The 13,408-nt window shown below is 59.5% G+C and carries 13 protein-coding genes; 4 read left to right on the top strand and 9 right to left on the bottom strand.

The window, feature by feature from the left end:
• A complete protein-coding gene (locus HMPREF3153_RS04305) occupies positions 1–354 on the bottom strand; it encodes a DUF4259 domain-containing protein (RefSeq protein WP_005528163.1) in 354 nt (117 codons plus the stop codon).
• Between the two features lie 520 nt (positions 355–874).
• On the opposite strand from HMPREF3153_RS04305, the gene HMPREF3153_RS04310 reads away from it, so the two are divergent.
• Complete coding sequence (locus HMPREF3153_RS04310; RefSeq protein WP_070420117.1) at positions 875–1,651, top strand: hypothetical protein; 777 nt, start codon at positions 875–877, stop codon at positions 1,649–1,651.
• A 274-nt stretch (positions 1,652–1,925) separates the two neighbouring features.
• Here HMPREF3153_RS04310 and manA read toward each other — a convergent pair whose 3' ends face one another.
• Both manA and HMPREF3153_RS04320 read right to left on the bottom strand, forming a co-directional pair.
• Positions 1,926–3,164: a mannose-6-phosphate isomerase, class I gene (gene manA, locus HMPREF3153_RS04315; protein ID WP_070420118.1), complete on the bottom strand. Its 1,239-nt coding sequence runs from the start codon at positions 3,162–3,164 to the stop codon at positions 1,926–1,928.
• A gap of 15 nt (positions 3,165–3,179) precedes the next feature.
• Positions 3,180–4,217 carry a MurR/RpiR family transcriptional regulator gene (locus HMPREF3153_RS04320; protein ID WP_070420125.1) on the bottom strand — a complete coding sequence of 346 codons (1,038 nt, stop codon included), beginning with the start codon at positions 4,215–4,217 and terminating at the stop codon, positions 3,180–3,182.
• Between the two features lie 135 nt (positions 4,218–4,352).
• Between HMPREF3153_RS04320 and cobA the strand changes: the two genes are divergently transcribed.
• Entirely contained in the window at positions 4,353–5,111 is a 759-nt protein-coding gene (cobA, locus tag HMPREF3153_RS04325) for a uroporphyrinogen-III C-methyltransferase (RefSeq protein ID WP_005528157.1), read from the top strand.
• Positions 5,112–5,130: 19 nt separating this feature from the next.
• On the opposite strand, the gene HMPREF3153_RS04330 is transcribed toward cobA, so the two are convergent.
• The 4 genes from HMPREF3153_RS04330 to HMPREF3153_RS04345 are packed head-to-tail and all read right to left on the bottom strand — an operon-like array spanning position 5,131 to position 8,824.
• On the bottom strand, positions 5,131–6,171 hold the full coding sequence (locus tag HMPREF3153_RS04330) for a sulfite exporter TauE/SafE family protein (RefSeq protein ID WP_070420119.1): 1,041 nt from the start codon (positions 6,169–6,171) through the stop codon (positions 5,131–5,133).
• Between the two features lie 3 nt (positions 6,172–6,174).
• On the bottom strand, positions 6,175–6,894 hold the full coding sequence (locus HMPREF3153_RS04335) for a sirohydrochlorin chelatase (protein ID WP_070420120.1): 720 nt from the start codon (positions 6,892–6,894) through the stop codon (positions 6,175–6,177).
• Between the two features lie 2 nt (positions 6,895–6,896).
• Positions 6,897–7,151 carry a hypothetical protein gene (locus HMPREF3153_RS04340; RefSeq protein WP_046645119.1) on the bottom strand — a complete coding sequence of 85 codons (255 nt, stop codon included), beginning with the start codon at positions 7,149–7,151 and terminating at the stop codon, positions 6,897–6,899.
• Positions 7,148–8,824, bottom strand: coding sequence for a nitrite/sulfite reductase (locus HMPREF3153_RS04345; protein ID WP_070420121.1), 1,677 nt, complete (start codon positions 8,822–8,824; stop codon positions 7,148–7,150). The genes HMPREF3153_RS04340 and HMPREF3153_RS04345 overlap by 4 nt, the downstream gene beginning before the upstream one ends.
• A gap of 307 nt (positions 8,825–9,131) precedes the next feature.
• Here HMPREF3153_RS04345 and HMPREF3153_RS04350 point away from each other — a divergent pair, with 307 nt between their 5' ends.
• Complete coding sequence (locus tag HMPREF3153_RS04350; protein WP_070420122.1) at positions 9,132–10,481, top strand: FAD-dependent oxidoreductase; 1,350 nt, start codon at positions 9,132–9,134, stop codon at positions 10,479–10,481.
• A gap of 313 nt (positions 10,482–10,794) precedes the next feature.
• On the opposite strand, the gene HMPREF3153_RS04355 is transcribed toward HMPREF3153_RS04350, so the two are convergent.
• Entirely contained in the window at positions 10,795–12,162 is a 1,368-nt protein-coding gene (locus tag HMPREF3153_RS04355) for a phosphomannomutase/phosphoglucomutase (RefSeq protein WP_005528151.1), read from the bottom strand.
• Between the two features lie 77 nt (positions 12,163–12,239).
• Complete coding sequence (locus tag HMPREF3153_RS04360; protein ID WP_080548590.1) at positions 12,240–12,737, bottom strand: DUF3499 domain-containing protein; 498 nt, start codon at positions 12,735–12,737, stop codon at positions 12,240–12,242.
• A 94-nt stretch (positions 12,738–12,831) separates the two neighbouring features.
• On the opposite strand from HMPREF3153_RS04360, the gene HMPREF3153_RS04365 reads away from it, so the two are divergent.
• The gene (locus HMPREF3153_RS04365) at positions 12,832–13,302 is read left to right on the top strand and encodes a metallopeptidase family protein (protein WP_005528148.1); all 471 of its coding nucleotides are present in this window, start codon (positions 12,832–12,834) and stop codon (positions 13,300–13,302) included.
• The last annotated feature ends 106 nt before the right edge of the window (positions 13,303–13,408 follow it).

A 13,408-nucleotide genomic window follows, 5' to 3' on the forward strand; every position in this document is an offset into this window, starting at 1 on the left:
TTAAGACAGCGCTTCGATGAACGCCTCTAGGTCATAGTCTTCTTCGACTGCCTCGAGAATCTCCAAGGCATGCTCATTGAGGGCCTCGTCCCCAGAGCCGGCCAATCCGCGGATAAATGGGTAGGAAGAAACTACCTCGCCCGCACTGAAAGGCGCTCCGGCCCAGATAGCGGCGATTGTCGCCGCCGCCTGTGCGTTCCGTTCCTCATCTGCAGAGATCGCATCACCGGACGTTGCCAGTGCACAGGCATCAGAGACTGCCTCCACAATGTCTTCGTCATCCAAGTTCGCAAGTTCATCCAGAAAATCTACGTTTACGTCTTCTGAAAAGATGTTCTCGTCCCAAGTGCTCATTGCATTTCCCTTTCTTAGAGCCGCTAGACAATCAACGATTCCGAAATCTAGCAATCCCGAGTAATCAAAAGTGGAGTGTCCACCGCAGAAATTAAGAATGTGGAGCAACTTCTGGCGGTGTTTACTTCTATATCTAGCCGTTACTTCTCGGTTTGTCAGTGCATTTCCTCTGTCAATTTATAGGGCAAAGGCCACACTGGCGCATAACATACAGGTCAGTGCCGACAAATCTGCTTCTCACTGCATCCGCCTAGCATAGGTGCCCGATGCTACGGCTTAAACTGGCACAATCTTCCGCCTTCAGACTGGCCACAGCTACATCTAGGCATTCCCTTATCAAGGATTACATGATAGTGTCGTTACCGAGTTGTTACACACCCTGCACCCTTACAGCATTTCCGCTGCATGAGTGCTATTTTTAAACAACCAAGACGCCAAGTTGTCTAAACAGCTGCTTTGTTGTTGTGTCGTAGCGACACCAAAAAATTAATGCCCTCTTATCTTAAGAAAGGAAGCCATCATGAAGACCGATGCACGCCGCGTGTATGTCTTTATCGCCATCGGCCTCCTTTCTGCTGTCTTCGTCGGCCTTGGCGTGTGGAAAATCTCCGCGCCTGGATCATCCACGGCGAAGAGCCAAAGCGAATCAATGACCCCAGTGGGCCACACCGAATCAACCCAAGCGGAGACTACGCAGACCACAACGAGCAGCCACACATCCAAGCGCGCTCCCAAGAAGAGTTCTGTTGCTCTTCAGAATGACCCATATCTAGCTCCCAACGCCATCACTGGCACCGGTGCTAACTTCGGCCCTACGGCGGTTTATCGCCCAGAAAATCTCTCTTCGCAAAGCCGCGCCACCGCGCAGCAACATGGTGGCAACAGCTACTACGGCACGGGACAAGAGCCTTCCAATAACGCACAGCTTGGAACCAGCAGTTCATCTGAATCCGCAGCTACTGCCCCCGAATCGCCAACGCAATCTGCCGTACCGAGCCCGGCTCCTACCCATACAGCAACCCCTACCGAAACCTCACCGAATCGCACGGTGCCCAACGAGAACAAGCGCAAGAGGGGTAGCAACTCTGAGCCGCCCGCCGTCAAGCCTATTGAGCCTTCGGAGCCCGCGGATGATCCCACCAAACAGAATGGAACAGAGACTCCTGAATCTGAGCCAGCACCTACTACTGACGCAAACGGCAGAACCGTTGACGCACCACAGCCCAGCGTGGAACCGGTTAACCCCAATGCCCCGAAAGAACCTACCGATTACTCACCGGCGGAAGGCTCTGAGTAGGAACCCAATGAGCTTGTCGAGCAGCCTGCGAACGTAGAAGTACCCGCGCAGTCCACCTCTTAGATGGTGAGGCCATTACAAATTTCCGCACGCCGGCTTTTTCCGTAGCTACGGTTCTCGATCTATTAGAAGACCCCGGAAGGAATGCGGCTTCGGCCGATGCCCCACTCAAGGTAGTCATCTTTGGCACCGGTCCCCGCCCAGCTTGCCCACGTCGCAACGTGACTAGCTGCTGACGGCCCCGGAGCCGCCGCAGCGGACTAAGCGCACGCGCCTAGACGCGAGCGACGAAGAGCTGGCCCGCTCCGCTTTGGGCAGCGCGCGCCTTTACGACACCCTCTACAGCTGGGAGCCACTCGGCACCGCCAGGAGTGAGAGTTTGGGTATTTCCTTCTGCGTCTTCAAGCTCAACGCTTCCACCGGTGCACAGTGCAATGGCAGGACCGTCAAACTCGAGTTCAACTTCATCATTGGCCCCTAGCTCCACACGGTCAAGAGCGAACTCGTCGATCGGTACCGGATAGGACCAGGCTTCGGCTCCCTTAACGTTGGGCGCTCCAGCCTTGTCCACCTGCTGCACGCGTGGGTCCGCAACAGATTCGTAGGTCAAGACCTTCACGAGCTCTGGCACATCCACGAACTTCGGGGTGAGACCACCACGCAGAACGTTGTCAGAGTTCGCCATGATTTCCACGCCCAATCCCGAAACGTAAGCATGGAGCGAACCCGCATTCAGGTACAGTGCCTCCCCCGGCGCGAGAACAATGTGGTTGAGCAGCAGTGCGCCGAGCACACCGATATCGCCGGAGTATTGCTCGTTGAGGTTGATCACCGTACGCATATCGCGTGCCATCCATGCCTCAGCTGCATCCTCAGCAGTGCGGGCGATGAGAGCCTCGCCAGCTTCGACGATGGCAGCGATGAGTTCCTTGCGCTTTGCAGTTGGGATAGTAATCCACGTAGTAAACAGCGCACGCAGGTTCTCAGATTCGGCGGCCGGATCTGGCAGCAACATGCTCAAGTAATGGTCGAGCTGCTTGCAGTCCAGCGCTTTGAACAGCTCCAGCGTGCGCTCAAGTGGGCGGAAGCCTGCCATAGCGTAGAACTCGGTCAAGGCCACGATGAGTTCAGGCTTGTGGTTGTCATCTTTGTAGTTGCGATTCGCAGCGTTCAATGCGATTCCTGCAGCGTTCTCGCGGGCAAAGCCTTCTTCTGCTTGAGCCTTAGAAGGGTGAGCCTGCAATGACAATGGTTCCTCAGCGGCGAGGATCTTCAACAAGAACGGAAGGCGTTGCCCATAAGTCTGTTCGACACGCGCACCTAGCTGCTCGCGGGGTGCTGCGGCGATTACTTCATCAAGACGCTGGCCATCTACTGTCGAAGGATCACCCGGGTGAGCGCCGAACCATAACTCAGCAATAGGCGCTTCTGCCGCTGGTTCGCCTTTGAGCTCCGGAATCATGGTGCGGGAGCCCCAAGAATAGTTTCGAGTTGCGCTGTTGAGCAGCTGCATATGTGTTTCCTTCTTTTAAGAAATCTCGTAGGCGGTCGCGGCATAGCTCCGCGTAATGAGCTGAAGCGCACGGGCGAGATCACCCAGCGCGGGTTCAGGATCATTGCTTGCTTGGGCAATGGAGTGGGGAAGGTTCGCCTCTTCCTTGCCCCATAAGACAATTTTCAAGGGTACCAAAGGACCCGTTTCCTCTCCCCCGTCGAGTTCGGGGTCATAGAAGATGTCACGAATCGCATTTGCACCAGAATGCTGATTTCGTTCAATCACCATCGGCAGCTCTTGCGCATCGACGTACGTGCCCCCTAGTCCATGGGCAGCCCAAATAGCTGCCGCCATCCGAGCAACCAAGGAGCCCAAATCAACCCGGACTCGTTCTTCGGAGAAAGCATATGGATCAGAGCCGCAGCTATGAACGACTCGCGCCCCTTCAACGAATTCTCGGAGTGCGCGCCCCGGATTGGTAGCAGAATCGTGCTCAGGGCTAAGCGTTTCGAGTTCACGGTCGATTGCGTCAGCCACCTCTTCGAGGCGCCGTGCGACAAGCTCACCTTCTTCTTCGAGGACCGCTTGAATGGTATGAAGGGCAGCAATGCTGCGTGCAGGCGACGCCCCCTCTACCGTAGGTAGCGTCGGTGCGACCAGGGTAGCCGCAGGCGCATCCTCCAACAAGGGACCACGCGCGGGGCCGACCAAGACCGTAGCGGCTCCTCTCTTATCCGCAGCAATCAGAGCACGCGAGGCCCAATCACACTCGCCGCGCTCACCGATAACGACGACAACGTCCAGCGCACCTACAAATTGCGGAAGGGACTCAGCCACAACGACTGGCACGCGCGAAGGCTCCGCCAAACCCGCAGCTGTATAGGCCGCAGCGCGTGCCACCTGTTCGGTGGGAAGGATGACCAGCGAGCGCGGCTGAGTTCCGCCGAGGTGCTGTGCGAGCTGTTGGACCTCACCCGCCAAAACACGAACCTGGCCGCCCTCGTGCGCGACGTCGAAAAAGCGCACGGTCTCTGGGTCATAGGCCGCGCCGTCAAAATAGCCACTATCCATGGCCCCGAGCATAGCCCGCGACGCCGACATCGATTGCGCAAAAGAGGCTTTCACGCCACTCAGACAGGAAGTTGGGAGAAAAAGTCCAGCCAACAGCCCCGGACTCAGCCGCCGGACCTGCAGCGATTAGTATTAATGACCATGAGCACAGCGAACACCCCGCAGATTCACCCGGTGGTCCTGGTAGGCGGCGGCCCCGGCGCATGGGACCTCATCACGGTCCGCGGCATGTACGCCTTGCAGAACGCCGATGTCATCTTGGCAGATCATCTCGGCCCCACCCAGGATCTGCACAAACTGTGCGATGTCGACGCAAAAGAGGTCATCGACGTTTCCAAGCTGCCCTACCAGCGCCAGACTTCACAGGAAAAGATCAACGAACTGCTCATCGAGCACGCCCGTGCGGGCCGCAAGGTCGCCCGCCTCAAGGGCGGTGACCCCTATGTCTTCGGCCGTGGCTTCGAGGAAGTTCAGGCGCTCGCTGCCGCCTCGCTGCCTGTGGAAGTGATCCCTGGCGTTACATCTGCCGTATCCGTGCCCGCCCTTGCCGGCGTGCCTGTCACGCACCGCGGCGTCGTCCACGCTTTCACCGTTGTCTCTGGGCACCTCCCGCCTGGCCACCCCAAGTCCTTGTTGGACTGGGGCGCGCTTGCGCAGTCTGGCGCCACCCTCAGCATCATCATGGGCGTAAAAAATGCCCGGGCCATTGCCCAGGCAGTACAAGATGGTGGACGCTCACCGCAGACCCCAGTCGCCATCATCCAAGAGGGAACCATGGAAGGTGAGCGCACCTTCCGCTGTACCCTCGGGTCCCTCGGCGAGACGGTAGAGTCCGCGACCATTGCCCCGCCGGCCGTCTTTGTCATCGGAGACGTCGCGGGGCTTACGACTTAGCTTCCCCCTTATTGGGCCCCTATTGGGCGCGCACCGACGCCCGCTTCGCGCAGTGATCAGCCTCTGGCTCCTGTTCAGCGATGACTTTGAATCCCCGACCAGAGCGAGCCGAGTGTCCACGCGGTGCATGGAACGCTGCGTGCGCATCACGCTCAGCGTTTTCAGCTTCAAGCTCTGCCGCCCGCGCGGCCCTGGTGCGGCGCGCGCCCAGAGCTGTGGCCGCAATTGCGACCACAGCGATGGCAACCTGCGCCACCGGAACCACCCAGCTAGCGAGCTCCCAGCCGAAGTAGGTCTCCGCGCCCCCGATGACCTTGCCCACGTTCAGGACAACAATCGCGGTGCCCACGAACCCGCCCAGAACCACAGGGTTAACGCGCGAGATGAGCCAAGCCGCAATCGGGGCGGTGATGGCGCCACCGATGAGCAGCGCGATGACCGCAGCCAGGTGCGCCACAATTTCGTGCCACAGCCCCACGATGAAGCCAGCGGTAGCGCCAAAGGTCACAAGGAACTCCGCGGTATTTACCGTGCCCACAATACGTCGCGGCTGCTCCCGCCCAATGGCCATCATCGTTGACGTAGAGACCGGCCCCCAGCCGCCGCCACCTGTCGCATCCACGAAGCCACCTACCAAGCCGAGGCCGGCAAGGAAGCCCGTGGAGTGCTGACGCTTATATGCCGAGCGCTTAGGACGCGGGCGGGAAAAGCGCCACACCAGGTTCGCGCCGATGGCCACGAGGATGAGTGCCGTGATGGGCGCAGCCGATTCCGTCGAAACGTTGGAGAGCACCGTTGCTCCCAAGAATGCGGCGATGGCGCCCGGCACGCCCAGTTTGAACACCGTAGGCCAATGCACGTTTCCAAAACGCCAGTGGCTCAAGCCAGAGACCAACGTGGTTCCCAGCTCAGCGGTGTGCACCACCGCGGAGGCCTGCGCAGGACCTAGGCCCGCCAGCAGCAAAATGGTGGTCGAGGTTACACCGAAACCCATGCCGATTCCGCCGTCGACAAGCTGCGCCGCCGCACCGCCTAGCGCGATAAGAATGAGGGATCGCATCTTTTATCGTCCGATCTGTACAAGCTGTCGAGTCTGATAAGGCAGGCCCGCTGCATGAACAAAGCGGTGGGACACGATTCCCGCAAGGTCAACGCCTAGCGGGGAGTCTACATGCGCTGGGGCTTCCGCGAGCAGGTCAAGAAGTAGACCTTCAGTAACGAACAGCGGCAGCACCCGCACCGAGCCATAAATACGCGCCTGCTTGGCGACGTCTTCCCTACCGCCCCGTGTAGCAAAAGCCACTGAGGTACTCACGCCGGTCAAGTCAGACACCCGCACCGCTAGGCGCGCAATGGCCTGGTTGGTTTGCAGATTCGATGAGCCCACCGAGTAGATGACCAAATGATCGGTCATCGGCGCGCACTGTGGTTGGCAGCCTGCGCGCTGCGCCAGCACCTGCGCCATGTCGGCCCCAGTGCCCAGCGAGTCACTGCGCAGCAGGCGCAGCCCGGAGGCTTCCTCTGCCGCAGCGATGGCCTCCGGCACGTCCACGCGATGGTGGTAGCCCTCAATAAAAAGCAGCGGCACCACCACGGCCTCGGTTTCCCCGCGCGCTGCGAGCTGCTGCGCTGCCGTGGCGAGGTCAGGCTCGTTGAACTCGAGGTGCGCACACTGCCAGTGCGCGACGTCGGCAAGCGCGGCGGCGCGTTGGGTAAGCGCCTCGATGCCAGCTACCGCCTTCGGGTGACGCGAACCATGCGACAACGTGATGAGGGAGGTCATGGTTATTCCTTGGGGATCGCAGTGACGTGGCCGCGACGCTGGAGCGATCGCTGCAACGCCTCGTTGGAAGAAACAGTCTTCGCCGGGGCGACGGGAGCGTCGTCCTGACCATGAAACATCACGGAGAAAATCCGCAGGCATTCAGTGCATTTCCAGGCAAACTCCCCTTCCTCATCCGGGAAGAGCCCGGTGCCCCCGCAGTACGGGCAGTACATGGGGTGGTTGCGGTTGGGATTGGGCTTGCGTCGGAAATTCACTGCAGATCCTCCTCAGCGGCGCGCAGAACCCAGTGGCGGAATTGCTCGCCTTCCGCGCGCTGCTCCTTGTACTTGTTAACCAAGCGGATGACGTAGTCAGGCACCTCGTCCGCAATGACCTTGTGGCCACGCAGTTTGCGGCCCCAATCCGGGGACAGGCCCAGCGCACCGCCCAGGTGCACCTGGAAGCCCTCGACGCGGTTGCCGTCAGCGTCGGTGACAATCTGGCCCTTCAGGCCGATGTCAGAGACCTGCGAACGGGCGCAGGCGTTCGGGCAGCCGTTGAGCGCAATGGATATCGGAACGTCCAGGTCACCCAACGTGTCCTCGAGGATGTCCACGAGTTCGATGGCGCGGGCCTTGGTGGTCACGTGCGCGAGCTTGCAGAACTCCAGGCCCGTGCAGGAGATGACGCCCCGGCGGAACTCGGAAGGCTGGGAATACAGGCCGGTCTCGTCGAGTGCCCGGGAAAGCGCCGGGATGTCCTCTTCCTTGACATCGAGGAAGAGGAGCTCCTTCATCGGCGTGGTGCGGATGCGGGTGATACCGAACTTCTCAGCGACGTCGGCAATGGCGATTAGCTGCTCGCCGGTGGCATGGCCCACGGTGGGCTTCACACCGAGGTAGTAGTTGCCGTCCTGTTGCTTGTGCACGCCCAAGTGATCGCGGGAACCGGGCTCTACAACGAGTGGCTCGCCGTCGAGAAGCGGTGCGTCCAAGTACTCGGTCTCTAGGACCTCGCGGAACTTCTCAATGCCCCACTCAGCTACCAGGAACTTTAGGCGGGCGCGGTTGCGGTTGCGACGGTAGCCGTAGTCACGGAAGATGCGGGCTACGCCTGCCCAAACCTCAGGAACGCGCTCCAACGGAACCCAAGCGCCCAGGGACTGGGACAGCATCGGGTTGGTGGACAGGCCGCCGCCAACGAAGCAGTCGAAGCCAGGACCATATTCAGGGTGGTTGACGCCGACGAAGGCAATGTCCTGAATCTCATGGGTGACGTCCTGGCGGCGGTTGCCGGAAATCGCGGTCTTAAACTTGCGCGGGAAGTTGTGGAATTCATCGCGTGGCAGGTAGTTCTCCACAATGTCGTCGATTGCCGGGGTGGCATCGATGATCTCGTCTTCTGCCACGCCCGCGACTGGCGAACCGAGGATGACGCGTGGGACGTCGCCGCAGCCCAGCAGCGTATCGAGCCCTACGGCGCGCAGTCTTTCCCAGATTGCGGGAACGTCCTCGATCTGAATCCAGTGCAACTGGATGTTCTGACGGTCCGTGAAGTCCGCGGTGGAGCGAGCGTAATCACGGGAGATTTCGCCCACGGTGCGCAGCTTGGCCGGGTCCACGCGGCCACCGTCGAAACGCACGCGCATCATGAAGTACTCGTCCTGCAGCTCTGTGTTGCTCAGCTTAGAAGTCAGCTCGCCGCCCAGGTTCTGGTTGCGCTGGGTGTAGAGGCCGAGCCACTTAAAGCGTGGGGCAAGATCCTCTGGCGGAATCGACTTAAATCCCTGCTTGGAGTAGATATCAATGACGCGCTGGCGAGCGGACAGGCCGCCGTCTTCCTGCTTGATCTCCTCGTCGGTGTTGAGCGGCTCCTTGCCGTCAATCTTCCATTGCCCCTCGGGCTTGCGCGGACGAGCCTTGCGTTGTGGTTTCGTTGCGGTAGTCATGGGGATGAACACTTGCCTTTCGTCGTGGATGACAAAAACCTACCGGTCTAAGAACGATAGACAAAGCGGTACGGATTAATTTCACCACTCTTTACATTGTGAGCTGGGGCAACGTCGCCACGCTGGAAGAATCTAAATAATCAAGTTGCCCAGCGTTCCAGAAAGCGGTTCAATAAACCCCACGCTCACACGCTTTTAGCAGACTGATCAGTCTAATATTCATTAAAAGAACTAGAACAGCTAGTATTACGACCAGTAACCGAATTCTTTAGCTGTTTATTGATTTGAGGAAAGGCCCACTACTGACATGTCGCAAGCCCCACTGAAGGTAGCCGTCATCGGCGCTGGCCCAGCAGGTATCTACGCCTCTGACATCCTGGTCAAGAAGACCGGTGGCAACGTCCAGATCGACCTCATCGAGCAGATGCCAGCTCCCTTCGGCCTCATCCGCTACGGCGTAGCCCCAGATCACCCACGCATCAAGGGCATCGTTAACTCCCTGCACCGCGTCCTGGAGACCGAGCAGATCCGCCTCATCTCCAACGTGCACATCGGCCGCGACCTCACCGTCGAGCAGCTCAAGGAGCACTACGACGCCGTGGTCTTCGCCACCGGTGCCGTAGGAGACCGCGCCCTCAACGTGCCGGGTGCAGACCTCGAGGGCGTCCACGGCGCCGGCGAATTCGTGGGCTTCTACGACGGCAACCCGCGCTTCAACCGCGACTGGGACCTCTCCGCTGAAGAGGTAGCCGTCGTGGGCGTGGGCAACGTGGGCCTTGACGTCGCCCGCATCTTGGCCAAGACCGGCGATGAGCTCAAGGTCACCGAGATCCCAGACAACGTCTACGAGTCCCTGTCCAAGAACAAGGCTCACACCGTGCGCGTCTTCGGCCGCCGCGGCCCGGCACAGGCAAAGTTCACCCCGCTGGAGCTCAAGGAGCTCGACCACTCCCCGACCATCAACGTGGTCGTGGACCCGGAGGACATCGACTACGACGAGGCTTCCCTCGAGGCACGCGCCAACTCCAAGTCCCAGGATCTGGTTTGCCAAACCCTGGAGGGCTACGCCATCCGCGAACCGAAGGAAGCACCACACACCCTGCAGATTCACCTGTTCGAGCAGCCGGTTGAGATCCTCGGCGAGAATGGCAAGGTCACCGGCATCAAGACCGAGCGCACCGCCCTCAACGGCGACGGCTCCGTCTCCGGGACCGGCAAGTTCACCGAGTGGCCGGTTCAGGCGGTCTACCTCGCTGTGGGCTACCGCTCCGACGCTATCGACACCGTTCCTTTCAACTCCGAGAAGAACGTCATCAACAACGACGGCGGCCACGTCACCGAGCTCGACGGCACCATCGTCCCTGGCCTCTACGCCACTGGCTGGATCAAGCGCGGCCCGGTGGGCCTCATCGGCAACACCAAGTCCGATGCCTCCGAGACCATCGGCATGCTGCTTGACGACGCCGAGGCAGGCAAGCTCTCCCACGCTTCCGAAGAGGACATCACGGAGACCCTGAAGGCTGCGGGCGTGGAGTTCCTCTCCTGGGATGGCTGGAAGAACCTCGATGCGGCAGAGCGCGCACTCGGCGAGGCCGAGGGCCGCGAGCGCAAGAAGTACGTCGAGTGGGAGGACATGGTTTCCCACTCCCGCGGCTAATTTTCCCGAATTAAAGCGCCAGCACAATGCTGACGCTTTTTGTGTTTTGCGGCGCAGCCGGGGCGGCGCGGCTCAGCCGCCGCGAATGTACCGATTCTTGCAATTAAGCCAGCAAAGATGAGCCGTTCGGGTTCACTATTCACAAGGAAAGGTACGAGCTCTATGGACCGAGATGTGCGACAATCGTGGCGGCATCCAGGAGCCTTTTTCCTGCAAATAGCGGGCCAAAACACACAATTGTAGGGCACTATTTACAGGCAACGGTACGAACAGAAGAATGGTCGCCACGAAGGCGCCCGCACGGGGAAAGCGCCTAAGCGCGGATGATTCCAAGCACCTCATCGACGATGGCCTGGACTTCATCAGCAGTTTTCGCCTCAACGTTCAGACGCAGCAGTGGCTCAGTGTTCGAAGCGCGCACGTTAAACCACGCATCCGTGCCCTTCAACTCAACGGTCACGCCGTCCAACTCGTCGACAGACTCAATCTTGTCCGCCAAACCATCTAGCACAGCCTGGGTTGCAGCCTTCTGGTCTGCCACGGTGGAGTTGATCTCACCGGAAGCCTCATAACGCGAATACTGAGCCATCAGCTCGCTCAACGGCTTATCGGTCTCCCCCAAAGCAGCCAGCACGTGCATCGCAGCCAACATGCCGGAGTCCGCATTCCAGAACTCCTGGAAGTAGTAGTGTGCGGAGTGCTCGCCGCCAAAAGCAGCCTTCTCCTTGGCCATCTGCGCCTTAATGAACGAGTGGCCCACCCGGGTACGCACAGCCCTGCCACCATTTTCGGCAATCAGCTCCGGCACCGTCTTCGACGTGATCAGGTTATGGATGATCGTCGAACCTGGGAACTTCTGCAAGTAACGCTGCGCCACCAACGCACAAATAGCCGACGGCGAAACAGCATCACCATTCTCATCGACCACAAAGCAACGGTCCGCATCACCATCGAAGGCAAGGCCAATATCAGCCTTCTGCTCAGTGACAAACTTCTGCAGATCTACGAGGTTCTTCGGATCCAGCGGATTAGCCTCGTGGTTCGGGAACGTGCCATCCAGCTCGAAGTACAAATCACGGACATCAAACGGCAGGCCCTCAAACACAGCCGGAACCGTATGGCCACCCATGCCGTTAGCAGCGTCTACCGCCACAACCAATGGACGTGAAGACTCCAGCGGCACCAAAGAACGCAGGAAGTCCGCATAGTCCGGGAGCACCTCGCGCTCGCTGACAGAGCCAGGCTCGCCGTCAAAGGCCGGCACGCCCTCAATCAGCATGCCCTTGATAGCCTCCAGGCCAGTCTCCTGCCCCACCGGCACAGCACCCGCACGGCACAGCTTGATGCCGTTGTACTTCGCCGGATTATGCGAGGCAGTAAACATCGCACCCGCACAATCCAAAGAACCAGCCGCAAAATACAATTCATCAGTCGAAGTCAGGTTCAACTTGATGACATCCAAGCCCTGAGAAGCCACGCCCTGCGCAAAAGCGTCAGACAACGCCGGTGAAGAAGGGCGCATGTCGTGCCCCACCGCCACCTTGGTCTCCCCTTCACCGCGCAAAATAGCGGCATAGGCAGCACCGGTGTCACGAACGAAGTTCTCATCAATATCTTCGCCCACGACGCCACGGACGTCATAGGCCTTAATAACGGCATCTAGCTGTTCACGAGTACGCATAACCTGCAATACTACCCCTTTTGCATATGCAAGAACGGACAGCGGCCTAGGAACAGGATTTTTAATCTTCTCTATTTTTAATCTTCTCTGACGCGATGATGATTGCCGCGGTCGACGTCGCTAAGCGCGGCTTCCTCACTCTCGTCCCGCACAACCGTCAGGTGGGCGCGACGGTGTTGCTTCGCCTCACTGACACGTCGAGTGCGAAAAACCGGGTGATTCGAGCTATCCGGATCTGCACCATCGAAGTTCGCGGCGTAGTCGATGGGGTCAGAACCGGAGCCAGCACCATCGTCCACCAGGCCGGTGGTCACACGGCCAGCTTCACGCACGGCCTCAGCGAGTGCCATGAGGTCATCTTCCTCGTCCAGCTCGATGCGATCCACGCGCACCATCTCCCAGCCGATGGGGGCGGTGATGCGGGAGCTATGCTTCTCGCACAGGTCCCAGCTATGCGGGTCAGTCTCCTCCGCAAGCGGGCCAACGACGGCCGTCTGCTGTGAATATGCGTAGGTCAATGTTGCCACGGCAGGTCGGCCGCAGCCTGGGCGAGAGCAATGACGAGAATGATTCACGGCAATGAGTCTAAACCCTTACTTGAGATTTGAATAGTCGGAACTCGGCGCGCCCCGCACCGAAAAGCACCTGCAGAGTCCTAAGATCACGCTCATGACCATGCGCCGCCCACATGTACGCCCGTTCCGCAATCGCCGTGGACGCGGCATGCGCGGCCCACTCCTGCCACAGACGACACCGCGTTTCCGCAGCAACAGCGAGCGCTTCGACATGGCAGTCCTCGAGGCCTACGCCCCGATTCAAAACGCCTTCGCGGAGCAGCTCGCGGGCCTCGACCTAGCTGTGGACACAGTTCCCCGCATGCGCCTTTCAGCAGACATGACCGTGCTGCCTGAAGAAATCATTGCCGATGGCCCGGTCCCTCTCGGACGCGTAGTTCCCGCCGGTGTGGATTCGGCCGGCCGTCCTACCCGCGCACGAATGGTGATCTTCCGCATGCCCATCGAGGAACGCGCACAGAATCCTGGAGAGCGGGCAGAACTCTTGGGGACAGTCCTCACCGCACTAGTGGCGAACTATCTAAATCTTGACCCCGAAGACGTCGACCCAAGGTTTAGTTGGTAAAGAAAAATCCCCCACCTAGCAGACGCTCAACCGAAAAAGTTGAACAGAACTAAACGGGGGACTTGAGCTAAGTCTGTTATGTCCATGGGCTTTTTGGACACGGAGT

This window comes from Corynebacterium sp. HMSC06C06 (assembly GCF_001807295.1).
Taxonomy (GTDB): Bacteria; Actinomycetota; Actinomycetes; order Mycobacteriales; family Mycobacteriaceae; genus Corynebacterium; species Corynebacterium striatum.

What these genes read in the sequence shown, in the direction of transcription:
- HMPREF3153_RS04305 (WP_005528163.1), bottom strand. Translation starts at nt 354, where the DNA reads ATGAGCACTTGGGACGAGAACATCTTTTCAGAAGACGTAAACGTAGAT.
- HMPREF3153_RS04310 (WP_070420117.1), top strand. Translation starts at nt 875, where the DNA reads ATGAAGACCGATGCACGCCGCGTGTATGTCTTTATCGCCATCGGCCTC.
- manA (WP_070420118.1), bottom strand. Translation starts at nt 3,164, where the DNA reads ATGCAGCTGCTCAACAGCGCAACTCGAAACTATTCTTGGGGCTCCCGC.
- HMPREF3153_RS04320 (WP_070420125.1), bottom strand. Translation starts at nt 4,217, where the DNA reads ATGGATAGTGGCTATTTTGACGGCGCGGCCTATGACCCAGAGACCGTG.
- cobA (WP_005528157.1), top strand. Translation starts at nt 4,353, where the DNA reads ATGACCATGAGCACAGCGAACACCCCGCAGATTCACCCGGTGGTCCTG.
- HMPREF3153_RS04330 (WP_070420119.1), bottom strand. Translation starts at nt 6,171, where the DNA reads ATGCGATCCCTCATTCTTATCGCGCTAGGCGGTGCGGCGGCGCAGCTT.
- HMPREF3153_RS04335 (WP_070420120.1), bottom strand. Translation starts at nt 6,894, where the DNA reads ATGACCTCCCTCATCACGTTGTCGCATGGTTCGCGTCACCCGAAGGCG.
- HMPREF3153_RS04345 (WP_070420121.1), bottom strand. Translation starts at nt 8,824, where the DNA reads ATGACTACCGCAACGAAACCACAACGCAAGGCTCGTCCGCGCAAGCCC.
- HMPREF3153_RS04350 (WP_070420122.1), top strand. Translation starts at nt 9,132, where the DNA reads ATGTCGCAAGCCCCACTGAAGGTAGCCGTCATCGGCGCTGGCCCAGCA.
- HMPREF3153_RS04355 (WP_005528151.1), bottom strand. Translation starts at nt 12,162, where the DNA reads ATGCGTACTCGTGAACAGCTAGATGCCGTTATTAAGGCCTATGACGTC.
- HMPREF3153_RS04365 (WP_005528148.1), top strand. Translation starts at nt 12,832, where the DNA reads ATGACCATGCGCCGCCCACATGTACGCCCGTTCCGCAATCGCCGTGGA.